The organism is Thermoleptolyngbya sichuanensis A183 (assembly GCF_013177315.1).
GTDB lineage: Bacteria > Cyanobacteriota > Cyanobacteriia > Elainellales > Elainellaceae > Thermoleptolyngbya > Thermoleptolyngbya sichuanensis.
Genome location: NZ_CP053661.1, coordinates 4,786,777 through 4,811,820, shown reverse-complemented (window position 1 = coordinate 4,811,820; position 25,044 = coordinate 4,786,777). Strand labels below are relative to the sequence as shown.

The 25,044-nt window shown below is 55.2% G+C and carries 22 protein-coding genes; 12 read left to right on the top strand and 10 right to left on the bottom strand.

Going from position 1 to position 25,044, the window contains the following annotated elements; all coding sequences use genetic code 11:
• From HPC62_RS19900 to HPC62_RS19885, 4 genes are all read right to left on the bottom strand, one after another.
• Entirely contained in the window at positions 1–1,431 is a 1,431-nt protein-coding gene (locus HPC62_RS19900; RefSeq protein WP_225906819.1) for a hypothetical protein, read from the bottom strand.
• A gap of 198 nt (positions 1,432–1,629) precedes the next feature.
• Positions 1,630–2,058, bottom strand: a complete 429-nt coding sequence (locus tag HPC62_RS19895; protein ID WP_172358199.1) for a hypothetical protein — start codon at positions 2,056–2,058, stop codon at positions 1,630–1,632.
• A 263-nt stretch (positions 2,059–2,321) separates the two neighbouring features.
• Positions 2,322–2,513 carry a DUF4278 domain-containing protein gene (locus tag HPC62_RS19890; RefSeq protein WP_172358198.1) on the bottom strand — a complete coding sequence of 64 codons (192 nt, stop codon included), beginning with the start codon at positions 2,511–2,513 and terminating at the stop codon, positions 2,322–2,324.
• Between the two features lie 234 nt (positions 2,514–2,747).
• On the bottom strand, positions 2,748–2,948 hold the full coding sequence (locus tag HPC62_RS19885) for a hypothetical protein (RefSeq protein ID WP_172353199.1): 201 nt from the start codon (positions 2,946–2,948) through the stop codon (positions 2,748–2,750).
• A 450-nt stretch (positions 2,949–3,398) separates the two neighbouring features.
• Here HPC62_RS19885 and HPC62_RS19880 point away from each other — a divergent pair, with 450 nt between their 5' ends.
• The 9 genes from HPC62_RS19880 to HPC62_RS19840 all read left to right on the top strand — a co-directional run bounded on the left by HPC62_RS19880 (position 3,399) and on the right by HPC62_RS19840 (position 13,752).
• Positions 3,399–5,393 (top strand): phosphodiester glycosidase family protein, encoded by a 1,995-nt coding sequence (locus HPC62_RS19880; protein ID WP_216655297.1) that lies wholly within the window; start codon positions 3,399–3,401, stop codon positions 5,391–5,393.
• Between the two features lie 527 nt (positions 5,394–5,920).
• Positions 5,921–6,280 carry a cupin domain-containing protein gene (locus HPC62_RS19875; RefSeq protein ID WP_225906850.1) on the top strand — a complete coding sequence of 120 codons (360 nt, stop codon included), beginning with the start codon at positions 5,921–5,923 and terminating at the stop codon, positions 6,278–6,280.
• Positions 6,281–6,527: 247 nt separating this feature from the next.
• Positions 6,528–6,860, top strand: a complete 333-nt coding sequence (locus HPC62_RS19870; protein WP_172358197.1) for a HesB/IscA family protein — start codon at positions 6,528–6,530, stop codon at positions 6,858–6,860.
• A 117-nt stretch (positions 6,861–6,977) separates the two neighbouring features.
• Entirely contained in the window at positions 6,978–7,364 is a 387-nt protein-coding gene (gene rpsL / locus HPC62_RS19865) for a 30S ribosomal protein S12 (RefSeq protein ID WP_068507464.1), read from the top strand.
• A gap of 377 nt (positions 7,365–7,741) precedes the next feature.
• Positions 7,742–8,212 (top strand): 30S ribosomal protein S7, encoded by a 471-nt coding sequence (gene rpsG / locus HPC62_RS19860; protein ID WP_172358196.1) that lies wholly within the window; start codon positions 7,742–7,744, stop codon positions 8,210–8,212.
• A 185-nt stretch (positions 8,213–8,397) separates the two neighbouring features.
• Positions 8,398–10,518, top strand: coding sequence for an elongation factor G (gene fusA / locus HPC62_RS19855; RefSeq protein ID WP_172358195.1), 2,121 nt, complete (start codon positions 8,398–8,400; stop codon positions 10,516–10,518).
• Positions 10,519–10,544: 26 nt separating this feature from the next.
• Positions 10,545–11,774 (top strand): elongation factor Tu, encoded by a 1,230-nt coding sequence (gene tuf, locus HPC62_RS19850; protein WP_172358194.1) that lies wholly within the window; start codon positions 10,545–10,547, stop codon positions 11,772–11,774.
• A 125-nt stretch (positions 11,775–11,899) separates the two neighbouring features.
• Positions 11,900–12,217 (top strand): 30S ribosomal protein S10, encoded by a 318-nt coding sequence (rpsJ, locus tag HPC62_RS19845; protein WP_068507455.1) that lies wholly within the window; start codon positions 11,900–11,902, stop codon positions 12,215–12,217.
• Between the two features lie 221 nt (positions 12,218–12,438).
• On the top strand, positions 12,439–13,752 hold the full coding sequence (locus HPC62_RS19840) for an NF041680 family putative transposase (RefSeq protein WP_172353244.1): 1,314 nt from the start codon (positions 12,439–12,441) through the stop codon (positions 13,750–13,752).
• Positions 13,753–13,950: 198 nt separating this feature from the next.
• Here HPC62_RS19840 and HPC62_RS19835 read toward each other — a convergent pair whose 3' ends face one another.
• From HPC62_RS19835 to HPC62_RS19815, 5 genes are all read right to left on the bottom strand, one after another.
• Complete coding sequence (locus HPC62_RS19835; RefSeq protein WP_172358193.1) at positions 13,951–14,724, bottom strand: glucose 1-dehydrogenase; 774 nt, start codon at positions 14,722–14,724, stop codon at positions 13,951–13,953.
• 56 nt (positions 14,725–14,780) lie between these two features.
• The gene (locus HPC62_RS19830) at positions 14,781–15,485 is read right to left on the bottom strand and encodes a gamma-glutamyl-gamma-aminobutyrate hydrolase family protein (protein ID WP_172358192.1); all 705 of its coding nucleotides are present in this window, start codon (positions 15,483–15,485) and stop codon (positions 14,781–14,783) included.
• 86 nt (positions 15,486–15,571) lie between these two features.
• Positions 15,572–17,512: a sensor histidine kinase gene (locus HPC62_RS19825; protein WP_172358191.1), complete on the bottom strand. Its 1,941-nt coding sequence runs from the start codon at positions 17,510–17,512 to the stop codon at positions 15,572–15,574.
• A 293-nt stretch (positions 17,513–17,805) separates the two neighbouring features.
• A complete protein-coding gene (locus tag HPC62_RS19820) occupies positions 17,806–19,440 on the bottom strand; it encodes an ATP-dependent DNA ligase (protein WP_172358190.1) in 1,635 nt (544 codons plus the stop codon).
• Positions 19,441–19,447: 7 nt separating this feature from the next.
• Positions 19,448–20,101 (bottom strand): HAD hydrolase-like protein, encoded by a 654-nt coding sequence (locus HPC62_RS19815; RefSeq protein ID WP_172358189.1) that lies wholly within the window; start codon positions 20,099–20,101, stop codon positions 19,448–19,450.
• Between the two features lie 348 nt (positions 20,102–20,449).
• Here HPC62_RS19815 and HPC62_RS19810 point away from each other — a divergent pair, with 348 nt between their 5' ends.
• Positions 20,450–21,574 carry a site-2 protease family protein gene (locus HPC62_RS19810; RefSeq protein WP_172358188.1) on the top strand — a complete coding sequence of 375 codons (1,125 nt, stop codon included), beginning with the start codon at positions 20,450–20,452 and terminating at the stop codon, positions 21,572–21,574.
• Between the two features lie 362 nt (positions 21,575–21,936).
• A complete protein-coding gene (locus HPC62_RS19805; RefSeq protein ID WP_172358187.1) occupies positions 21,937–22,791 on the top strand; it encodes a retropepsin-like aspartic protease family protein in 855 nt (284 codons plus the stop codon).
• Positions 22,792–22,798: 7 nt separating this feature from the next.
• Here HPC62_RS19805 and HPC62_RS19800 read toward each other — a convergent pair whose 3' ends face one another.
• On the bottom strand, positions 22,799–23,134 hold the full coding sequence (locus HPC62_RS19800) for an SH3 domain-containing protein (RefSeq protein WP_172358186.1): 336 nt from the start codon (positions 23,132–23,134) through the stop codon (positions 22,799–22,801).
• Positions 23,135–23,244: 110 nt separating this feature from the next.
• Between HPC62_RS19800 and HPC62_RS19795 the strand changes: the two genes are divergently transcribed.
• Positions 23,245–24,558 (top strand): NF041680 family putative transposase, encoded by a 1,314-nt coding sequence (locus tag HPC62_RS19795; protein ID WP_172353244.1) that lies wholly within the window; start codon positions 23,245–23,247, stop codon positions 24,556–24,558.
• Positions 24,559–25,044 lie beyond the last annotated feature (486 nt).

The window sequence follows — 25,044 nt, the reverse complement described above, 5'->3', positions numbered from 1 at the left end:
CTAAATCGTGCCTCCGAGGAAACGACCCCGCCCATCGGCTTCTAGATGACCCTGCCGACCCAAAATATCCACGACCATTGGGTGTAGCCCAAACCAGCGCTGGCCGTTAAACTCCTGCACGGCCCGCGAGTTCAGCAGGGAATACATCACCGGGTCGGTCATTTGGGCTTCTTGGTCGCCTGCATAGATTCGCTTCATGCGATCCACCTTGTGGTCGTAGGTCACGACTTCTCGATCATAGGGGCTTTGTCCCAGTCGCCGCTCATAGTCGCTGCGGAGGTTGACGATTGCCGCATCTAGGTCTGTGGCGCTGATCTGAGCGGCGGCCCGCAACTGGGCCGTGTCGGCGGCGTAGTTGACCAGGGCGAACAGATCGCGCAGGTTGCCCCCAGAGGCGATCGCCACTCGCAGCCACTGGTTTTTTTCAAACAGGTTCAAATCCATCCGCGCCTGCAAGACTTTGCCCACAGCCAGGGAGCCAGGGCGATTCAGCTTGTGGTGGGGGTCGTAGACGGGCGTATCGGGAATCACAAAGCTGCAATCCATCGGGAAGGGCAGTCGCGGTGCAGCGGAGGAGTAGTACAACCCAATGGGCAGCGTAAAAATCAGATGCGTCCGCAAGTCCTGGAACAGGTTGGCATAGGTGACGAACAGTTCCTCGGTGCGCTCGGTGGGGATGCCTGCCCGGTCAAAGTCTTCGCCTACAAACAGCCACTCGTGGCCGCTGGACGATCGGAGGTGCTGGTTGCACTCATCCAGCAGGGCGTTGGCGATGTCGATCAGCTTGATCAGGCGGCTGATGCGATATTCCACCACTTCGACTTTGCGCGTGGCGGCAAACTTGATTTCGCTCTTGAGGTTGGCAAATAGCCCCAACACCTTGCCCCAGAGCGAGTCTGCCGGAAGTCCTGCGCCCGCTTCCAGTTGCATGGCGGCATCCTGGGCCTGCGATCGCATCTCGGTTTCTGTGGCAAACCAGTCCCAAATCTCCCGGAGCCGCTGGTCTGATGGGCGCTTGCCTGCGCCGCCTTGGTCTACAGGACGCGCCGTTCGCTCTGTTACCTCGGCCATCATCAACAGCAGCACATCCAGCGCCCGAAAATTGCCCGGATCGAGGGCCGTCATGGCGCTAAACCGGATGGCGCGAAACTGATCCCGGACGTGCGCCAGCAGCCGCGAAATCTCGGTCGATTTGCCCACGCCGCGATGCCCCATGACGCAGGCTTTGAAGGGAATTCCGTCGGCATAGGCCCGCCGCAAGCGCATCTGAATCCGCTGCATCCGGTCGCCACCCCGGACTTCGTTTAGCTCTTTGCGGTAGAAAGCTTTGAGTTCTTCAATGGTTTCCAGCGGCGCTTGCTGGAGCGTGCGATAGACCTCCGAGAGCGATCGCGCTGGGGTGTGTTGCAAAAGCCGGGGGCTGGGGGTCATAGCTGGGAAACCGTTGGGGAACCGCTAAAACTGCTAGGGGGGGACAGCTACAGTTGTCATCCTACTCTGGTTGTCACGCTCCGATGCGTCTGGATCGGCACGTTGGGGGTCGGCGGCTTGGGGCTGGACGTTGCGAGATTGCTTATCCAGTGGGGTTTAGGTGTGTCTAGTGGCGAACTGCACAAACAGTGTTTTGGCTCAGTCCAGCCGTTTGCGGATGGCTTTGACCTGCACGGCCCGTCCTGCCAGCGTTGCTGTATCTTTTTCAAGCTGCACGTATATTTTCCCCGACAGCGCTTTTTGCAGCCCCTCGCGCTCATAGACCCGAATCTCTTCTGAACCCTCGGTTTCTGGCGCATCCTCGCGGAGCCGATAGCCCAAGTCTGAGAGGATAGGGTCTAGCTGCTTCCAGAAGGTCTTTTTGCTTTTGAAGGGCAACTCGACGGACACCGAGCGGTTGAAGTAGGCCCCGATTAGCCCGCCCAGCAGGCCGCCCATTAGCCCGACCTGCTGCGGAACCCCTGCGATCGCCGTGTCCAGTGATAGCGCTGTGACCAGCGTAAACACAAGCGCAGTGCTGGCGAAGTAGTACAGAAATGTAGCGGTGAAACCGGGGCCAAACTGCATGGTGCGATCGCCTCAAGCGGAGTCTCTGGATGGGTTTAAATCTCCAGATCTAGACCTCCAGAAACTATCACGCTTGAGGCGTACAGTTCAACTTATTCACGCATGACTAAGAGCGGGTAAAGCCAAATTGAGTAAACCGCAGAGGACTGGAGGCATCTCGATTCATTTCTGCAAATTAATGGGCAAATAAATGGGCAAATGAATGAGGAAATCAACGAGTCAATGAATGGCGGATTTTGGAATGGCGGATTTTGATTCTCGGCTCATTGAGGCTTCAGGTAAAACACGCCCCGATAGCGCAACAAAAGTGCTGAATTAGGGACTTCCTGGGGTTTCGATAAATGTCCCTGAAAGGCGATCATACTGCCGCGATATTTTCCGAAAATGATCGATGATTGGGCGATCGCCTCAGCAGACTCAAACTCGGGCTGGGAGTTAGATGAAAAGGAATTCATGGGGGCTTCTCCTGATTTGAATAAAGACCTGAAGTGGCCTTTGGGGGTGCGTTTTGACCTATTTTGGAATTCAGCCTAATTCACCAAGATTCCAGGACGGTGCTTGTGTTTGCTGTCGCAATGGGGTGTGATTTCAATCACGATTGTTGGAGCGCGGCGAGATCGATGATTGCTCCAAGATTGCTTCAAAATGAGCAGCGTGCCATGTTCTTTAGTCCTTAAACTGGCTCATGCTCAGCCCATCCAAGCCGGGACAGAGGGCTGATGCAGAGTGGTGATCAGGTCGGAGGGTTGGGACTGGAGCGCCACCGGGCGCAGGTCAAACAGAAACTCGCCAAAGTCTGCCAGCGTGTCCAGCCCGGTCAGGTTCATCATCACTTCGACTACCAGCCAGCCAGCGGTTTTTTGAAGGAGGCGTTTCCAAGGGGTGTTCATAGCGTGATCCTCGGCAAGCGACTTTCCTGTGCCTACAAAGATTTATCGGCTGCGCCAGACGGAGTTATGCATCTTGGCAAGGATCGGGCTTCAGGCAGCGGTTCTGGCTTTGTGATCGAGGCTTTGTGAGCGATCTGGGAATGAACGTCGGGAAACGAAATTTGCAGCACGTTCGAGATAGGATTTTCGAGATTTGCGAACTATTTGCGAAATTTGCGAAACATTGAGAGGGGCTGCCGTTGCCCGCAGTCATCCTCTAGATTGGAGTCCACGAGTAGATTGGAGTCCACAAGCGATCGCCCCCAAATCGCAACAGCCCACCAGACAGAAACTCTGATCCCAGATGGCGCGTCAGGGATCTTGCGTTTGCAATGGGCTTAGCGATCGCCCCAGCAAGCGTTTCAGCAAGCGTTTCAGCAATCTTTCCAGCAATAGGGTTACGGTGCCGTGGTGAAATTCGACTTTCTGCGTCAGCAGCCTCGTAAACTGCCTGCTTCTCGTCGGTCTGCTGCGTTGCGTCGGCACGGGATACGCCAGCCGCGCCTGTGGCAGACTAGGTTGTTGGGCTGGCTGGCGTTGCCGCTGTTGGCAGGCGGGATCTATGGCACCCTGGCCAGCGACACCGCAGCCCAGTCCAAGCAGCCAGCCAGGATGCAGTCTGCGGCAATTGGGGCCGCCTGGACTCCCAACCTGGCGCAGGCAGCACCCGTGGGGGAACTGGTCACCCAGGGCAGGCAACTGGTGATCAACGGTCAAACTCTGCCGGGGGCGTGGACGGTCTGGCAGCGGCGGGTCGGTGTGGCGGATGTAGACCTGGCTCAGACGCTTGGTGTTCATTTGTTGAGCAATGCTGCGCCTCAGCAGCAGCCCGTACAGTGGTTTACAGAGCCGTTGCAACAGCCGCTTGTGTTAGGAAGCTGGCTGACCCCGCAGCATCGCTATGTGAATGTGACCGATCTGGCGCGATCGCTCGGCTGGAATGTCTCCGTCAACGGGCCATCGTTGCAAATCGTTACCCCGCGAGGGCAGATTAGTAATGTGCGACAAGGCAAGCAGGCCTGGGGCGATCGCCTGGTGGTAGATTTGAACCGGCCGATTCCCTGGCGTGTGGCCGAGGAGGCGACGAGTTTTACCGTGACGCTGGACGGGGCGATCGATCCCGCGATGGCCCAGCAGCTTGCTGAAACGCTCAACCGCGAACCGGGCAATGTCATCACGGGGCTGACGATTTCCACGGCGGGCGATCGCACGCAGATTCGAGCCAACCTCTCGGCGCGGTTGCGTCCCCGCATTTCTATGCTGCCCAACCCGGCGCGGCTGGTGATTGACGTGCGTTCGGACTCGATGCTGGAGCGCACGATCCACTGGGCACCGGGCATCACTTGGCGACAGCAATACGTTGCGGTGGGCGCGGCTCGGTTTCCGGTTTACCTGCTAGAACTAGATCTCCGCCAGCCGGGGATATCCCTGCGCCCCATCTGGACTGATCCGGAGACGGCCGTGGGCACTGCACCCCTGATTCGCACAGCCCAGCGCTGGCAGGTGGCAGCGGCGATCAATGCAGGGTTTTTTAACCGAAACAATCAGCTTCCATTGGGTGCGATTCGCACCGAAAATCGCTGGGTGTCTGGCCCGATTTTGGGACGGGGCGCGGTGGGCTGGTCTGGGGCGGGGGACTGGTTGATGAGCCGCCTGGTGCTGCGAGAGTCCGTGAGTCCGGTTGTGGCCGGAGCCGTGGGCGATCGCTTTCCCATCCTCTCGCTCAACAGCGGCCTAGTGGGAGCGGGTATCTGCCGCTATACCCGCGAGTGGGGCAGCACCTACACGCCCATCACCGATGGAGAGACGGTGGTGACCGTCCGCAACGATCAGGTGGTGGCTCGTCAAGTGGTGGCCAGCCAGGTTGCCAGCGCCCCCCAGACGGGTGATCCCTCACCGCCTGCCGATCTGCCCAGACCGACGTTTCCAATCCCGACGGATGGCTATTTGCTGGTATTGCGGGGCAACGATCTCCTAGTGAATGCCTTTGTCCCTGGCAGCAGCGTCCGCTACGAGTCGGCTACGCTACCCGCCGAATTTGACCGCTTTCCCAACATTCTGGGGGCTGGGCCGCTGCTGGTTCAAAATGGTCAAGTTGTTCTGGATGCTAGAGGAGAAGGGTTTTCGGACGCATTTATTCAGGAACTTGCGATCCGGAGTGCAATTGGCAGACGGGCAGAGGGCACTCTAATCTTGACAGCAGTCCATCCGCGAGTGGGTGGCCCTGGCCCGTCTCTGAGTGAGATGGCGCAGGTGATGCAGAGGCTTGGCTCTGTGGCCGCGCTCAACCTGGATGGTGGGAGTTCTAGCTCTCTCTATCTCGGCGGGCAGTTAATTAACCGCCCGGCCAACACGGCAGGTCGGGTTCACAATGCCATCGGTATATTCCTGCAAAACCCGCAATAAGTTGAGAAGAGCAAGTTGAAAAGAGCCAGAATGCCTCGCCGTCTAATGGTTTGCCTGCACAGTTTTGCCTGCACAGCCCTGCACAGATCAGCATTTCTTGGGATTCATTTTGCGGTGACATGCGCTTAGTTTAAAGATTAGACGAAGTTTTACCGCTGTCGTTCAAGGGGTTGATAAATCCTGCCTGGTTGGTGGAATAGACACTGGTAACCCCTGGAGAATGTTGGTATGGTTTTGCACAGGTGGGCGATCGCTCTTGGCTTGGGGTTCGGGCTTCCAGGCTTCGGGACTTTTATATCTTCTGCAAGTATTTCTTTAGGTGATCGGGTCTGGCGTGCCTATTGTCCTGATGCACATCCAAAGTTCTGAAGAGTCTTCAGGCGGCTAGCCTTTATCACGCCATTTCTGTCAACGCAGCTTTGAACGCAACTTTAGTTTCGAGCGATGTCGTTTTTAAGGAGTAAAAGACTGTGACTCAAGCAAAAGAAGTAGCGCCTTCTACCCTTCCCTCTTCACCTGCGTCCGCGCTGACGAAGGGCGTTGCAGCAACAGAACTGCGCCCCTGGGGATCGTTTACTGTGCTGGAAGAAGGTCGGGGCTACAAGATTAAGCGCATTGAGGTGAAACCAGGACATCGCCTCAGCCTTCAGATGCACCATCACCGCAGCGAGCATTGGATTGTGGTGTCTGGCACTGCCCGCGTCACCTGTGCTGAACAAGAAACCCTGTTATTTAGCAATCAGTCCACCTATGTTCCGCCCTGCACAGCCCACCGATTGGAAAATCCTGGCGTGATCCCGCTGGTGCTGATCGAGGTGCAAAACGGTGAATACCTGGGTGAAGACGACATTGTTCGCTATCAGGACGACTACGCCCGTACCCAATAGTTGCTGTGCTAAGTAGTTAATAGCATCCAACGATACCCAATAATCATTGCCAACCTGCTCAAAACGTTGAAGCAAGTTGGAGTTGTCAAAAGCCTGGAGTGGTCAGTGCGATCGCCCCAGGTTTTTGTTTTGAAACCATCTGCTCAAATTCGCGCTAGTATAGACAACGCAGTGTTGCCTATATGGCATCAGTGCGCCCGGTAACTTAGGTTTTGTTTTGTCTAAGCCTTGACGGTGCAGCAAGTCGATGGTGCAACTCAGTCCAGCCGCCGCCAGAGAAATTGAGCGGTTTCAAAGAACTCAGTCTGCTCCCACGGCGCTGTTTCGGCTAGGAGTTCAGCCGGGTGGCTGCATGGGAACAATGTATACCATCGGTTTGGCGGAAGTCTCCTCGCCGGGCGATCGCATTTACGAGTCTGAGCAAATCCGAATTGTCGTCGATGCCCAGAGCCTTCCCTATGTGGAAGGGGTTTTGCTGGACTACTCAGAAGACTTGATGGGTGGAGCGTTTCGCTTTCAGAACCCAAGGGCGATCGCCACCTGTGAGTGCGGACACTCCTTTGTTGTGGCAGATGTGTAGTCCGTATGAGCTAATCTCTTGGCTCTCTCAGCCAAATTTGACAGAACCTCGGAAAACTCGGTAAGATTGAAGACTGTGAAAACTTGACCCGTCTATCGGCAAAATACGCCAGAGTCCATGCCTACTATCCAACAACTCATTCGGAGCGAACGTCAGAAAGCAAGTTCAAAAACGAAGTCCCCGGCGCTCAAGAGCTGTCCCCAGCGCCGAGGGGTTTGCACTCGCGTCTACACAACAACTCCTAAGAAGCCCAATTCCGCCCTCCGCAAAGTGGCGCGGGTTCGCCTGACCTCTGGCTTTGAGGTGACTGCCTATATCCCTGGGATTGGCCACAACCTGCAAGAGCACTCGGTGGTGATGATTCGAGGAGGTCGGGTTAAGGATCTTCCGGGTGTCCGCTATCACATCATTCGCGGCACCCTGGACACAGCAGGTGTGAAGGATCGGAAGCAGGGCCGCTCGAAATACGGCGCGAAGCGTCCTAAGCCCGCGGCTGCTAAGTAGTGCTGCTTAGTAAGTAGTGCTGCTTAGGTTGGATCTAAGTTTTGAATTGGGCGATGCGCCAAGTCTTCTCTCGGCGGCTTCTCGAAGCTTAAGTCTGCTTGAATCTGTTGATTTAGAATAGCGTCTGACGATTTAGCTCTATTCTTCTTTACATCGGCTGCGTTAGAGCGTGTTAGGTTTTCGGAGTTTCGAGTCCGGTTCCCAGCACTTTGTATCCTGACGGGCTTACAGGCTCAAGTTGTAGGTTGCCCAAGTGCCTGTTTGCCTGGCGCTTTCATCAGGATTCTCTTCGGGTTTTGCCAGGTTTCTCTCAGTCGGTTCTATCTTTACTGTCCACTCTTCTTAAAGGTCTACAAAACACAAGGGCTACTAAAGTTATGTCTCGCCGTACCGTCATTCAAAAGCGTCCGGTTCCCCCAGACCCCAAGTACAATAGCCGCCTGGTTAGCATGATCGTTCGGCGAATCATGCGCTCAGGCAAGCGATCCCTGGCATACGGCATTGTCTATGACGCTTTTGATTTGATTCAAGAGCGAACTGGGTCTGATCCGCTCGAAACCTTCGAACGGGCAGTGAAAAATGCAACTCCTCTGGTTGAGGTGAAGGCTCGTCGGGTGGGCGGTGCGACCTATCAGGTTCCGATGGAAGTGCGATCGGATCGCGGTACGGCTCTGGCCCTGCGCTGGCTGATTCAGTTTTCTCGCTCTCGTTCTGGTCGAACAATGGCTGGGAAGTTGGCAAACGAGTTGATGGATGCTGCAAATGAGACGGGCAGTTCAATTCGTAAGCGCGAAGAAACGCACAAAATGGCTGAAGCGAACAAAGCATTTGCCCATTATCGCTACTGAGCAATCTGTTGGAACTCCTCTGGTTTTCCACTGTAGGTAGGGACTTTATCTTCTGAGGTGAAATCGCACCTTGTGATTTTCAAGGGGTGTGAACCGGGTGTGAAAGATAAAGTATAGAATCTTAACAGATGCATCACAGACGCAGTTATGCGAACATTTGGCGGCAAGCACTTAAGGAGGTAGCCGTGGCACGAAGTATCCCGCTAGAAAGAGTTAGAAACATTGGTATTGCAGCCCACATTGATGCGGGCAAAACTACCACCACCGAGCGTATCCTGTTCTACTCCGGTGTCGTCCACAAAATGGGCGAGGTTCATGAAGGAACCGCTGTCACCGACTGGATGGCTCAGGAGCGAGAACGCGGGATTACCATCACGGCAGCGGCTATCAGCACTGCTTGGACGCGCCGCGACCCGAAAGATCCCACCCAGCCGCTTGCTGGAGAGCCAGAGCATCGCATTAACATCATCGACACTCCCGGTCACGTAGACTTCACCATTGAGGTGGAACGCTCAATGCGTGTGCTGGATGGTGTGATTACGGTTCTGTGTTCGGTGGGAGGTGTACAGCCGCAGACCGAGACCGTTTGGCGGCAGGCCGATCGCTACAAAGTTCCCCGGATCGTCTTTGTTAACAAGATGGATCGCACGGGTGCGGATTTCTTCAAGGTTTATAACCAGGTGCGCGATCGCCTCCGGGCAAATGCCGTTCCGGCGCAGCTTCCCATCGGCAGTGAAGACAATCTGAAAGGGATTGTCGATCTGGTTCGGATGCGTGCTTATATCTACACCAACGATCTAGGTACAGACATCCAGGAAACGGAAATTCCCGAAGAAATTCGCGAACTGGCTGAGGAATATCGGGTCAAATTGGTTGAAGCCGCCGCCGAAACCGATGACGCGCTGACCGAAAAATACCTCGAAGGCGAAGAACTGACCGAAGACGAAATCCGGGCTGCCCTCCGCAAGGGCACGATTTCGGGTCAGATTGTCCCTATGTTCTGTGGTTCTGCTTTCAAGAACAAGGGTGTTCAACTGCTGCTGGATGCAGTGGTGGACTATCTGCCTTCTCCCCTGGAAGTTCCTCCTATTCAGGGCACTTTGCCTGACGGCAGCGTTGCGTCTCGTAATGCCGATGACGAAGAGCCTCTGGCTGCTCTGGCGTTCAAGATTATGGCTGATCCCTACGGCCGCCTGACCTTCATCCGGGTTTACTCCGGCGTGCTGACTAAGGGCAGCTACGTCTACAACGCAACTAAGGGCAAGAAGGAGCGGATTTCTCGTCTAATCGTTCTGAAGGCAGATGATCGCCAAGAAGTGGAAGAACTTCGGGCTGGCGACTTGGGTGCGGCTCTAGGTCTGAAAGATACCTTTACAGGTGACACAATCTGCGACGAGGCAAATCCAATTATTCTGGAATCTCTGTTTATTCCTGAGCCTGTGATCTCTGTCGCGGTGGAACCCAAAACCAAGCAGGACATGGAGAAGCTGTCCAAGGCTCTGCAAGCTTTGGCAGAAGAAGACCCCACCTTCAGAGTTCACGTTGATGCCGAAACGAACCAGACTGTGATTGCGGGCATGGGTGAGCTTCACCTCGACATTCTGGTGGATCGGATGAAGCGAGAATACAAGGTGGAAGCCAACGTTGGCGCGCCTCAGGTTGCCTACCGCGAGACGATCCGCAAGGCAGTTCGGGAAGAGGGCAAATTTGTTCGCCAGAGTGGTGGTAAGGGTCAGTACGGCCACGTTGTGATTGAAGTGGAGCCGGGTGAACCGGGTACTGGCTTTGAGTTTGTGTCCAAGATCGTCGGCGGTGCGGTTCCTAAGGAATACATTGGGCCCGCTGAGCAGGGCATGAAAGAAGCCTGCGAATCTGGGATTCTGGCAGGTTATCCGGTGATTGACCTAAAGGTCACGCTGGTGGATGGGTCATACCACGAGGTGGACTCTTCAGAAATGGCATTCAAGATTGCTGGATCAATGGCGGTCAAGAATGCTGTGCTGAAGGCAGCGCCTGTCCTGTTGGAACCTATGATGAAGGTTGAGGTTGAGGTTCCCGAAGATTTCATTGGGAGCGTCATTGGCGACCTCAACTCTCGTCGAGGCCAGATTGAGGGCCAGGACACCGAACAGGGTACTGCTAAGGTTACCTCTAAGGTGCCGCTAGCGGAAATGTTCGGTTATGCGACCGATATCCGGTCGAAAACCCAGGGTCGTGGCATATTCACGATGGAGTTTAGCCACTATGAGGAGGTGCCTCGCAATGTGGCTGAAACCATCATTGCCAAGAGCAAAGGGAACGCTTAACTCAGGAGAAAGGGACAAGTAAATTCATGGCACGCGCAAAATTTGAAAGAACCAAGCCTCACGTCAACATTGGTACGATTGGTCATGTGGATCACGGCAAAACGACTCTGACTGCCGCGATCACGATGACGCTGGCTGCTCTTGGGCAAGCTCAGGCTCGTAAGTATGATGAGATTGATGCTGCCCCTGAGGAGAAGGCTCGGGGCATCACGATCAATACGGCTCATGTGGAGTATGAGACTGAGAACCGTCACTATGCTCACGTGGACTGCCCTGGACACGCTGACTACGTGAAGAACATGATCACGGGTGCGGCGCAGATGGACGGCGCTATCCTGGTGGTGGCTGCTACTGATGGTGCGATGCCCCAGACCAAGGAACACATTCTGCTGGCTCGCCAGGTGGGTGTTCCCAGCATTGTGGTGTTCCTGAATAAGGTTGACCAACTGGATGACGAGGAACTGCTGGAACTGGTCGAACTGGAACTGCGTGAACTGCTCAGCGAGTACGAGTTTCCTGGTGACGACCTGCCCATCATCCGGGGTTCTGGTCTGATGGCGCTGGAAGCCATGATCAAAGATCCGAAGACTCAGCGGGGTCAAAACGAGTGGGTGGACAAGATCTACGAACTCATGGATGCTGTGGACGAATACATCCCGACTCCTGAGCGTGATATTGATAAACCTTTCTTGATGGCGGTGGAAGATGTGTTCACCATCACGGGCCGTGGCACTGTGGCAACTGGCCGGATTGAGCGTGGCAAGATCAAGGTCAACGAGGAGGTTGAGCTGGTGGGCCTGCGTGACACTCGGAAGACCACGGTGACGGGCATCGAGATGTTCAAGAAGAGCTTGGACGAGGGTTTGGCCGGCGATAACGCAGGTTTGTTGCTCCGAGGTCTCAAAAAAGAAGACATCGAGCGTGGGATGGTGATCGCCAAGCCGGGTACGATTACGCCTCATACTGAGTTTGAGGGTGAGGTGTACGTGCTGACTGAGAAGGAAGGCGGCCGCAAAACGCCCTTCTTTGCGGGCTACAAGCCTCAGTTCTATGTACGAACCACCGACGTGACGGGTACCATCAAGGCATTTACGGCTGATGATGGCAGCAATGCAGAGATGGTGATGCCGGGTGACCGCATTAAGGTGAACGTTGAACTGATCAATGCGATCGCCATTGAGCAGGGAATGCGCTTTGCGATCCGTGAAGGCGGCCGCACCATCGGTGCAGGCGTGGTCTCGAAGATCATCAAGTAGTTCCTTTTGAGCGCTACTCCGGCTTTTTCTGGATGTGAGGCCGGAGTAGTGCTTTTAGAGGGTCAATTTTTGATTCCTAGCCTTCGGTTACGTAACTCTGAACCTTGAAATTTGGATAGTTTTAGATGGCAACTCTTCAGCAGCAAAAAATTCGGATTCGCCTAAAGGCGTTTGACCGTCGTCTTTTGGATACCTCCTGCGAAAAAATTGTGGAAACGGCAAATCGCACGAACGCTACAGCGATTGGCCCTATTCCAATGCCCACCAAGCGGCGGATTTATTGTGTCCTGCGATCGCCCCACGTTGACAAAGACTCCCGCGAACACTTCGAGACACGCACTCACCGCCGGATTATCGATATTTATCAGCCTTCCTCCAAGACAATTGACGCGCTGATGAAGCTAGATTTGCCAGCAGGCGTGGATATCGAGGTCAAGCTGTAAAGTGTGGCTCAAAGCCTCAGCACTGGGCTTCCCCGCATTAACAGCCTTTTTTTTGAATGAGCTATGAAATATTTCTGGAGAGTGGTGTTTAGTAGCGCTTTCCAGAAATTTTTGCATTTGGTTTTTCCAAACTTTAGTTTGGACTAATGGTGAAGAGGAAGGCAGTCAATGAGAAGCACCGACTGCCGTAAGGTCAATGAAGTACAACCAACATTGACCCCATGATTTTCAACGAACTTCAGCAATTTCGCCAAACGTTGTATGCCAGCTTGGGAAACGCCAGAGATGCCCTGTTTGATCTGATGGATGCCGTGTTAGTGAGTGCGTGCATCGTGTCGTTTGTGAGGCTATCGCAGAGTCCTGTCTTTCGTCGCCAGTGGTCGAGCACCTATGAAGCGTTGCGCGATAGCCGCCTACCCCGATCAAAGGTGCTGAAGCTGTTGGTGCAGCAGATACCGACTCAGCAGCAACCGTTGTTGGCAGGTGATGCGAGTCGGTGGAACCGTCCTGCTGCCAGGCGTTTGAAAGACCGCACCTTATCAGGCAGAACAGGACATGCCCCGATAGCCGGACAAAACTACAGTACCTTAGCCTGGATTGCTGAAGACAGGGGCAGTTGGGCATTACCATTGCGGCATGAGCGCATCACCAGCTTTGAAACACCCGCCAGTAAAGCGGCATTCCAACTCAAACAAGTGACTCGGCAGTTAGCGGTGCGTCCGTTGGCGATCTACGACCGAGGGTACGGCAATGCCAGTTTTGTCAACCAAACGGCAGGGATTGAGGCAGACTTGCTGCTGCGGGTTACATCCAATCGATGTGTCTATGGCGCGCCCCCAGCGTATCGAGGGCGAGGCGCACCTGCCAAGCATGGACATAAGATGAAACTCAATGACCCTGACACTTGGAGTGTCCCGGTCGAAACCGTTGAAGTCGATGATCCCAACTGGGGACGAGTGCGGGTCAGTCGTTGGAGTGCATACCATTTCCGCAAATCCCCCAAACGGGCAATGGAAGTGTTGCGCGTGGAGGTGCTGGAGACACAGAGCAGCACGCGACGCTTGGCTCCTTTGTGGTTAGTTTGGCTGGGTGAGCAGATGCCTCCGTTAGAAACCCTGTGGTTGCACTACCTCCGTCGCTTTGCCATTGAACACTGGTATCGCTTTGCCAAGCAGAGGCTATATTGGACACATCCCCAGTTCAGTTCTGTATCGGCAACCGAACAGTGGAGCAGCCTGATGCCGTTGCTCAGTTGGCAGTTGTGGTTAGCGCGAAAGGACTGTACTGACCACCCCTTGCCCTGGCAGGCACCGCAAGAAACGTTGACTCCGGGTCGGGTCGCACAAGCGTTTGCAGGCATTTTGGCAGCGATTGGCACCCCTGCTCCTGCGCCTAAACCTCGTGGTAAATCGCCAGGACGAGGCAAGGGGCACAAGCCAACTCCTCGTCCCTGCTATCCGATGGTCAAAAAACGAGCCTCGAAACGCAAGACATCCGAACAATCCCTGAACAGTCCGGTTGCAACAGCAGCTTAACTGCGAGCAGGATTGTATCCAATTCCTTAAGTTCAACTGTTATGAACGGTTGAGCAGATTCTTTATGGCATCCTGTTGAGCATTATTGTGATGCCAGTTAGTCCAAACTAAAGTTCCAAAGCGTGTCCTAGATTAAGCCCAGGGGCGCAAGGCAATGTGTTTTGCCGCCTGTCTCTGTACCTTTGTCCCTATCTATACCTATTCGGGGGTCACGTAGGCTGCTGTGATGCCGCCATCTACCGTGAAGGTCGCGCCGTTGACGAAGGACGATTCATCGCTGGCCAAGAAGAGGGCCGCCTGCGCCATTTCAACTGCCTTGGCAAAGCGTCCTGGGGGAATATGCACCAGGCGGCGCTGGCGACGGGCTGGATCTGCCAGTAGCTCTTGCAGCAGCGGCGTTTCTACCGGGCCGGGGCAGAGGGCGTTGGCGCGGATGTTTTGCCGGGCGAATTCGACGGAGATTTCTCGCGTCATCGACAACACGCCTCCCTTGCTGGCTGTGTAGGCGATTTGCGCGGTTGCTGCGCCCATCAGCGCCACAAACGATGCAGTGTTGATAATTGAGCCGCCGCCAGCCCGCAGCAGCGCTGGAATGCCGTACTTGCAGCCGAGAAACACGCCTTTGAGATTGATATCAATGGTCAGATCCCAGATGTCTTCTTCGGTTTCTAGCACTGAGCCGTCTGCCGCGTGAAAGATGCCTGCATTGTTAAACAGTACATTTAGCTTGCCGTAGGCTGCCTCAGCTGCCTCAATCATCGCCTTTGCGTCTGCCGCTTTGGAGACATCTGCCTGAATGGCGATCGCCTCTCCACCCGCTGCCTCAATTAGGCTAACCGTTTCCGTCGCCGTGGCCAGGTTTACATCACACACCGCCACCTGTGCGCCCTCTTTGGCAAAGAGAATCGCAGACTCGCGCCCGATGCCGCTTCCGGCTCCAGTAATCAGGGCAACTTTATTTGATAGACGCATGTTTAGGATTTAGGGGTTAGGGGTTAAAAGGAGAATACTGAGCGTTGCAGCCGGGGTCATGGTTTGGCTCTGGCGGCTTCTACGAGTGACTGAAACAATCGCTGGTGGTTGGGGTCGGCGGGCGACAGTTCTGGATGCCACTGGACGGTGAACAGCCACGGATGGTGCTTGTGCTCTAGCGCTTCAATCAGTCCGTCGGCAGCGTGGGCGACAGTCTGCCAGCAATCCGGCAAGGTTTTAATCGCCTGGTGATGCCAAGAGACGACCGTAAGATGCGTAGTGCCCAGCATCTGGGCCAGGCGGCTGCCGGGTTGCACTTGGGCGGGATGCTGCACCGGGCGACGGGGATGATCGAGCCGGTGGGTGACCGACTCGCCATAGACATCCGGCACATGGGTAATCAGCGTGGCTCCACTGGCGACACTGATGACCTGCATTCCCCGGCAGATACCCAGCGTCGGTACGTTCGCGGTCAAAGCTGCCTTTGCCAAAGCCAGCTCGAACTCGTCGCGCTCCTCGTCTACCAGGTAAATCGTGTGGTGCGGTTCGCCGCCATAGGCGCTGGGGTCGATATCGCCGCCGCCAGAAAAAATTAGCCCATCCAGAGTGTCTAATAGCGCGGTCGGGTCGGCTTGGACGGGCGGCAGCAGCACGGGAAACCCGCCCGCAAGCTGCACGGCATCGACGTAGGTGGCAGGCAGGGTAAACTCGCCTGCTTCGCTGCGGCTGTAGGTGGTGATTCCAATCAGGGGCGATCGCATTCGGTCAGGAAACGCACAGTGGGTAGATACACTTGATAGATATGGCAGATACGCTCTATCCGTCAATGCCGAGCCATCAGCATGGGCTAGATCGACGAGGACTCTGGGGAGGATTTGGGCATCATAGCAAGCGGCAGCCTCACGGTAAACGTTGTTTTTTGAAATGGGGTCGATTGACAGGTCAGAGTGCCCCTGTGGCGCTGCTCGACGATTTGACGGCAAATGGCCAGCCCCAGCCCAGTACCCTTGCCCGTGGGCTTGGTGGTAAAAAACGGCTCAAACAGGCGGGCCTGTCGTTCGGGCGAGATGCCAGGGCCATTGTCAGAAATATCAATCTGCACGTCGGTGTCGTTGGCTAAACTCACCTGCATCCAAATGGTGGGACAAAAATCATGTGCTGGACTGCTGTGTTTAGAATAGATGACTTGTTTAGAATAGGTGACTTGTTTAGAATGGATGCCCTCTTCAAGCGCATCAATCGCGTTCACCAGCAGATTCATAAACACCTGATTGAGCAGTCCTGGATAGCACTCGATTTCAGGAATTGCCTGATATTCTTTGATTAATTGAATCGGCGGGCGATCGCGCTTTGGCTTGAATCGATGACCGAGAATAACCAGAGTATTTTCTAGTTCTTGAACCAGATTTGTAGCCCGCCGAACAGACTCATCCATGCGAGAAAAGTTGCGAAGCTGCTGGGTGATTTCTAAAGCGCGATCGCCCCCCATTTTCATGGATCGAATCAGCTTCGGCAGGTCTTCTGCAATAAAGTCTAAATCGACGCTGGCGATCGCCTGCTGAATCTCTGCTGCTGGCTCTGGATAGTGTTTCTGATAAAGCCGCAGAATGCTGAGCAAGTCTTCGGTTTGGGCGCTGGCATGGCTGAGGTTCCCCACGACGAAATTGAGGGGATTGTTTACCTCATGGGCGACACCTGCCACCATTTGACCCAGCGTGGCCATCTTATCAGTCTGAATCAGGCTATGGGTGGCGATGGCGATCTCTGAGCGGGGCTTGACGATAAACACCTTCCAGTAGACTTTGGGAACTTGAAACAGCGAGGCGATCGCCATTTCTTGCAGCAGTTCATCTTGCTCTAGCTCAAACTTTTGCTGGAGATAATCCGTGCGATCGCTGCTATTTGATATCGTCAAAATCGTTGCCAACCGCTGCTCATCTTCGGGGCTGATTTCTTTACTTTCAGCGCTCAGCATGGGCATCGTCGCATTTGGCAAAGTGGGCAGACTTTGAAGTGGTTGAAAAGTCTGTTCATCTGCCAGTTGCGCTGCCTTGAGGAGTGGCAAGAAGAGCGGTTTTTTCTCGACCATTTCCTGCAAGGTGATAAACGTTTCGACGGCTTTTCCGCTGGCGTGAGTCTGCGTTTTTTTCACCCAATCTGGCTTGGGGAAGGCAATAAACTGATTGCCATAGTCCAGCACGATAATGTAGCCGCCTGTCTTTTTCTGCCACAGATTGACGGTCTCTTGCAGCCCTTCTAGCTTGAGATCAACCGTCACCACGCCTAAAAAAGCGCCCTGGCGATAGGCCGGGGCAGTGCAGGTAATCATCAGTTCGCCAGAGTGGGGGTCCATGTAGGCTTTGCTCCAGACGCACTGCCCAGGCTTGGCATACTTCCCTGCGACGTACCATGCTTCCTGGTGATAGCCCACCTCGCACTGGTTATAGTCATCGAAAAACTGGAGCCGCCCATCGGCATCACGTCCCCAAAAGAAGCTCTGGCGCTCGCGATCGCCCGCGAAGGCATACGGCTCGAACCAGACCCCACCACCGGCGATCGCCCCGTCATTTTGAAAATTCAACAGCGGCGGGATCACCTGCTGCATCAGGGATTCTACGGTCGGTAGCGTTTCTGCCATCGTGGACATCGCGCGGGCTAGCGCCTCAATTTCACGAACCCGCGTATACAAATTCAGCACAAAGGCATTACCGATCTGGTCGGTAACTTGGGAGGATTCTCTCAAAAAGGTGCTGGCCGCAGTTCGCTCCGGAGGTTGTAAAAGAGCCATTCCAAATAAGCGTTGTAAGCGTTGATGGGTCGGATTGTTTACTCGAGTCTCGCAGCACCCCAATTTTGTTGAAATTTTGCCCAAAGGCTTATTGTAGGACTGTCTTCGTTGAAGTATCGTGTCTAATGTACCTGCTCAGCAAAATGTGCTGCCTGCGCCCCGAACGCCAAAGTCTAATGGACTGCGCCTTCTAACCTCTCAGCATGGCAAATCTTCTGCGAGTTGTCCAAGTGAAAATTCGGAGGAAATGTAAGGGGCTTATGAACTGAATCTGGGTTTCTGCACTGATTCCCCTACCGCTCTAGCAGCTTAAACGCGGCTTCTAGCGTGTCGGCTTCGGCGGCGGGCTTGTCGGTGCGCCAGCGCAGAATGCGGGGAAAGCGGACAGCAATGCCCGATTTGTGGCGAGTGGAGCGGAGGATGCCTTCAAAGCCAATCTCGAACACCTGCACAGGTTCGACCGATCGCACGGGTCCAAACTTTTCGATCGTGTGCTTGCGAATCCACTTGTCGAGGGCTTCGATTTCGGCGTTGTCCAACCCAGAATAGGCTTTCGCAAAGGAGACCAGCGTTCCCTCGTGCCACAGGGCAAAGGTGTAGTCGGTAAACAGGTTTGCCCGCTTGCCGCTGCCCGCTTGGGCGTAGATCAGCACCGCATCCAGCGTCATAGGTTCTACTTTGTATTTCCACCAGTAGCCGCGCTTTCGCCCAACCAGGTAGGGGCTGTTCGCCGACTTCAGCACCAATCCCTCTGCACCACATTCGCGAGAGCGTTCCCGGAGCGATCGCAATTCATCTATTGAACTGAACGATAGGCTGCTGGATAGTGTGACAAAAGTTGGATCGGCAGCTTGCAAGACAGATTCTAATAGGGTGCGGCGATCGCCCAGTTCTTTTTCGCGAATGTCTTCACCGTTGCATTCCAGCAGGTCGTAGGCGATGAAGTGAACCGGGTTCTCCTGCATTATCTTTTGCGTGACGCGCTTTCGTCCCAGTCGCTTTTGTAAATGGTTGAAGCCAAGGGGCTGACCATTCGCCCAGCACAGGATTTCACCGTCGAACACCAGTCCGTCGGGTAGCGTTAGAAAATAGGATGCCAGTTCAGGAAACTGATCGGTGACTAAATCTTCGCCGCGTGACCAGATGAAGACCTGTCCTGCACGGCGGATAATTTGCGCCCGGATGCCGTCCCATTTCCACTCGGCCCACCAGCGCGAAAAGTCTTCCGTGGCGAATCGGTCTTCTTCTAGCGGCGATGCCAGGAAAAACGGATAGGGGCGTGTCGGCGAACTGAGCGCTTCTGCGGCTTCAATCTGCGTCAGGTGTTGAAAAAACTCGACTGTCGGCTCAAAGTCGCCCATCAGCCGATGTGCCATCACGGGTTCGGGAATGTTAAACTCCTGGGCGATCGCCCGAATCACCAGCTTCTCGGACATGCCCATGCGAAACGCGCCCGTCAGCACCTTGTTCAGCACAAACACGCCCGCCGGAGTCAGGGCTGCCCACCACGACACTACCAGGTCTTTTAGGTCTTCTTCCGACTCGACCTGCTTTGCTTGAGGAATGATCTCCTCCATCCACAGGTGCAGGGGCAGGTTCTCAGCCGTCTGGGCCAGGGGTGTCGTTGGTGTCGCTAATTGCAGAGTGGCGTGGCTTTGCATCAGCAGCGCAATCACCTCAGCCGAGTCGCCGACCTGCGCGTAGCAGTCTTCAAACAGCCATTCGGGAATGTCGGAAATTTGCAGGAAAATATCCCGCAGCACCCGCGAGGTGATCAGCCGCTTGCGCGTTTTACCCAGCAGCAGGTACAGCGCCCAGACGGAATTTGCGGCATTTTCTTCGCGCAGATATCGCCGTAGCGCAGCAACCTTGGCGTTGGTCGAGGTCGTTGCGTCAATTTCCTGAAATAGCTGGGTAAACCGCTGCATCCACGGATTATGGCGTTTGCGATTCTTGCCGGTCAAGCTGGGCGATCGCCGTTACCAGTTCCCCCGGCTCCTGCACCAGGGCATCGGGGTGGCAGGCGGCCAGCGCAGCAGTGGAATTGAAGCCCCAGCCCACGGCAATAACTGGAATGGCGATCGCCTGGGCCGCCTCAATATCCCGCGTCTCGTCGCCCACATACACCAGCGAAGCCGGATCAATCTGATGTTGGCGAGCAATGCGGCGGATGCTGCGCCCTTTGCCAAACAGCGCGACACCCGGCTGAATGTAATCAAACAGTCCTTCCATTTGATGATTTCGCAAAAAGGCGACGACGTTATCGGCTGTGTTGGACGTAACAATGCCCAGGCGATGTCCCTGCTGCTGGAGCAGCACTAGCGCTGCCTGAATTCCGGCGATGGGCTGGAGATGGTTAATTTCCTGGCTCATTTCCAACTTTAGGCGGCGCAGCAGCAGCGGCAGCCGAAACATGGGGATGTTGGACTGGCGAATGATTTCTCGCGAACTCAGGTTTTGCAGCCGCTTGATCTCGCTGGGGCTGGCAGGTTCGTAGCCAAATTCGCGGGCGAGTCGATTGGTAATTTGCAGCACCGCATCGAAGGAATCTGCAATGGTGCCATCGAAATCAAACAGGATGGTTTTCACAAGAGCCGAATCGGGAGGGGTGGATATTACCGCCTGAGATGGGTGAATGGTCGGGCAATCTGTCGCTAGGATCGCAGTAAACCGGGATAGATTAGAAGTTTAAGCAAAAGCTTGGGCAGATCTGAGCGAGATCTGCGTGAGTTTAACAGCAACTTAAACTAGAAACTGAACCTTCATCATAAGCTGCGGGGTGAGCGATCGCCCGATGGCAAGGTTAAATCTCTAGAGAGTCAAAACTCTAGAGCGTCAAAACAGAGAGGCAAAACCGCAGATTCATAAGCCCTCATTAGCCCTCATCAACTCATTAGCCCTCATCAACTAGGTCCTTATTACATACGGTGATGCACGATGGAAAATAACCTGCGAGTCGGCAGTCTTTTTGGCATTCCTTTTTACATCAACCCGTCCTGGTTTTTGGTGCTGGCGCTGGTGACGTGGAACGACGGAAGCTGGCTGAGCTATCAGTTTCCCCAACTGGGGCCGCTGGCCTGGGTGCTGGGGCTGGTGACGGCGCTCCTGCTGTTTGCGTCAGTGCTGGCCCATGAATTGGGGCATAGCTGGGTGGCGCTGCGCCAGGGCACGGAGGTAAAATCCATCACGCTGTTTATCTTTGGCGGGCTGGCTAGCCTGGGCGAAGAATCGAAAACGCCGGGTGAGTCGTTTCGAGTGGCGATCGCCGGGCCCCTGGTGAGCCTGTTTCTGTTTGGCGTGCTGCACGCCATCGGCAGCTTCAGCGGTATTACTGGGCCGCTGGCGGCGATGGTGGCGCTGCTGTCCTATGTGAACCTGGCTCTGGCCATTTTCAACATGATTCCGGGGCTGCCGCTGGATGGGGGCAACGTGCTGAAGGCGATTGTCTGGAAGATTACGGGCAAACCCTATCGGGGTCTGGCCTTTGCCAGCCGTGTCGGTCAGGTGTTTGGCTGGCTGGGGATTGGGCTGGGGCTGGCAGCGACGCTGGGGCTGACGAATATTGGCAGCGTGTGGACGCTGCTGGTGGGCTTTTTCTTGCTGCAAAATGCGGGGCGATCGGCGCAGGCAGCCAGCGTGCAAGAACTCATGAGCGGCTTGACCGCTGCTGATGCAGTCATTCCCAATAGCCCGATTGTGCCGGCCCAAAGCTCTCTGCGCGAGTTTGCAAACAATCACATCATCGGCAATCCGGTGAGTTGGAAAAAATATCTGGTCACAGATGAAGCGGGTAAGCTGGCAGGCGAAATCTGGGTGGATGATATGAAGCAAGTGCCTACCAACGACTGGTGGGATGTGTCGGTGCAGTCGTTGGTGAAGGCTGCTGAAGGAGTTCAGACAGTGCCCGCGACTGCGCCGCTGCTGGAAGTCATCGACCTGCTGAGCGAGCAGGTTCCCGCGCTGGCGGTGGTGAAACCGGAAGATGGTTCGGTGCTGGGGCTGCTGGAAAAGTCGTCGATTTTGATGGCGCTTCAAAAGAAATCTGAAGCTCAGCCTGCCTAATTTGGGGATGATTGAGATAAGAGCTAATTTGTAAAGGAGCCTGAAAGCCTTGTTAATCAAGGATTTCCGAGAAACCGCTTTTCCTGGGCAAACATGACCTCAAAGCCACACATGCCAAGAGTTTCAGGCTTCTTAAGATTTGCTTCATAAATTAGCTCTAAGGGCTTCGGGAGTGCCTTGCAGAGATGCCTTGCAGAGATATTTTGCATTACATGGGTCGTAAAACCATGCAGAAATTTTATCGTCCGCCCCAGCACTGTTCCCAATCCTTTTGGCAACGACTTCGATTGATAGGTTGGGGATTGGCCGTAGCCGGATTGAGTGCAGGCTGTGCTTCCATCGCAGGCAACTCGGTGGAGCCTATGCCCAGTCCAGAACCCGTGGCGATCGCCCCTCCTACCCCTGTGCCCGCTGCATCCCCCGCTCCTGCTGCCCAACCCCCCATTGACCCCTATCCCCAGGCGCTGGAGCAGGCAGCGAATGCAGCCAATATCAGCCAAGCGGCCCAGTCTCAGGACGATTGGCGACTGGCCGTGAGCCGCTGGCAGCAGGCGATCCAACTGATGCAGCAGGTTCCTACCACCAGCCCCAACCACGCCAGCGCCCAGAGCAAACTGGGAGACTATCGCCGCAATTTGGCGATCGCCCAGCAGCAGGCCAGCCGCGGACCCGGAGCCGATGCCAGCGTGATTTTGAGAGCCTCACCGTCGCCCCGCTCGACAGGTGGCAACAACGCTCCCCCTGCGTTGGCTCAAAGTCCGGTGAGCGATCCCCCCAACTCGCCCAGCGCCAGCCAATCTCCAGAACCCCAAACCAGCGCGGCGATCGCCGATTCGCCTCCGGCCTCCGCCAGCTTCCGCACGCCGATTGTGCGCCGCGCCGGGGGAACGCCCGTGATCCGCGTGACGTTCAACGGCGGGCCGACGTTTGAGATGATCCTGGATACGGGAGCCAGCGGTACGCTAATCACGCAGCGCATGGCGGCGGCCCTGAACCTGCGCCCGACAGGTACAGCCACGGCTAATACCGCCAATGCCCGAAACGTCACGTTTCCCACCAGCACCATCGACTCGATGGAGGCAGGCGGCCTGGTGGCGCGGAACGTGTCAGTGGCGATCGCCGGCCCAGACCTCACCATCGGCCTTCTGGGCCACGACTTTTTCGGCAACCACGATGTCGTCATCCGCCAGGATGAAGTCGAGTTCCGCGCCCGATAGTGGCACTTTAGAGATTGTCGAGGGGGCCGGGAATCAGCTCAACGAAATCACTCCTGACCCAGCCGACAATCCCCGAACGAGTCAAGCGTACTTTGAACCAGCAAGAACCATCTGGAGCTACTCCCCAATCCAATAGCTGATCAATTTCATCTCCAATACGACCCTGATGCCTTACTAGATGGTGGGTTCCAGCACCAGCACGAACGTTTATACGAGAACCAAGATCGCGGCCAGTTAGAAAGCCGCCTGTACTTCCTGTTCCTGGCAAAAAACTCACACATCTCTCTTCTGCTGCTTGTTTGTCAGATAAATCTGCATTTGCAGCTTTTGGTGCTAAAGGCATAGAGGGAAGCAGGGTAGAAACTTTAGTTTGGACTAATGGTGAAGAGGAAGGCAGTCAATGAGAAGCACCGACTGCCGTAAGGTCAATGAAGTACAACCAACATTGACCCCATGATTTTCAACGAACTTCAGCAATTTCGCCAAACGTTGTATGCCAGCTTGGGAAACGCCAGAGATGCCCTGTTTGATCTGATGGATGCCGTGTTAGTGAGTGCGTGCATCGTGTCGTTTGTGAGGCTATCGCAGAGTCCTGTCTTTCGTCGCCAGTGGTCGAGCACCTATGAAGCGTTGCGCGATAGCCGCCTACCCCGATCAAAGGTGCTGAAGCTGTTGGTGCAGCAGATACCGACTCAGCAGCAACCGTTGTTGGCAGGTGATGCGAGTCGGTGGAACCGTCCTGCTGCCAGGCGTTTGAAAGACCGCACCTTATCAGGCAGAACAGGACATGCCCCGATAGCCGGACAAAACTACAGTACCTTAGCCTGGATTGCTGAAGACAGGGGCAGTTGGGCATTACCATTGCGGCATGAGCGCATCACCAGCTTTGAAACACCCGCCAGTAAAGCGGCATTCCAACTCAAACAAGTGACTCGGCAGTTAGCGGTGCGTCCGTTGGCGATCTACGACCGAGGGTACGGCAATGCCAGTTTTGTCAACCAAACGGCAGGGATTGAGGCAGACTTGCTGCTGCGGGTTACATCCAATCGATGTGTCTATGGCGCGCCCCCAGCGTATCGAGGGCGAGGCGCACCTGCCAAGCATGGACATAAGATGAAACTCAATGACCCTGACACTTGGAGTGTCCCGGTCGAAACCGTTGAAGTCGATGATCCCAACTGGGGACGAGTGCGGGTCAGTCGTTGGAGTGCATACCATTTCCGCAAATCCCCCAAACGGGCAATGGAAGTGTTGCGCGTGGAGGTGCTGGAGACACAGAGCAGCACGCGACGCTTGGCTCCTTTGTGGTTAGTTTGGCTGGGTGAGCAGATGCCTCCGTTAGAAACCCTGTGGTTGCACTACCTCCGTCGCTTTGCCATTGAACACTGGTATCGCTTTGCCAAGCAGAGGCTATATTGGACACATCCCCAGTTCAGTTCTGTATCGGCAACCGAACAGTGGAGCAGCCTGATGCCGTTGCTCAGTTGGCAGTTGTGGTTAGCGCGAAAGGACTGTACTGACCACCCCTTGCCCTGGCAGGCACCGCAAGAAACGTTGACTCCGGGTCGGGTCGCACAAGCGTTTGCAGGCATTTTGGCAGCGATTGGCACCCCTGCTCCTGCGCCTAAACCTCGTGGTAAATCGCCAGGACGAGGCAAGGGGCACAAGCCAACTCCTCGTCCCTGCTATCCGATGGTCAAAAAACGAGCCTCGAAACGCAAGACATCCGAACAATCCCTGAACAGTCCGGTTGCAACAGCAGCTTAACTGCGAGCAGGATTGTATCCAATTCCTTAAGTTCAACTGTTATGAACGGTTGAGCAGATTCTTTATGGCATCCTGTTGAGCATTATTGTGATGCCAGTTAGTCCAAACTAAAGGTAGAAAGCAGCAGACTGGATGCGACCCAGAATGTGTGTTTCATAGCTCGACGTTATGCTTCATCACATCCGTTCCAATCTATGTGGCTGGACAGCAGGCCAGTAGCGTTGGACTACGGAAATGATTGCGGAGGGTAAAGCATGGGGTCGAGGATCTACGGAAAAGTCTGCGCCTCAGGGTTTTGGGGAGTTCCGGAGGGCAACAGGTGGCCGCTTCATGGCCTATCCACTGGGCCAGTCGCTTAACCAGTCGCTTAGATGGTAGCCACTGCAAATGATCAGGGGCGATGCTTCGAGTCGAGGCTCGGTCGGAACTTTCCGAGCGACCCCGCCCCAAGTTATCGCCCCTGCGAGAGGAATGTGTTGCTGCGTA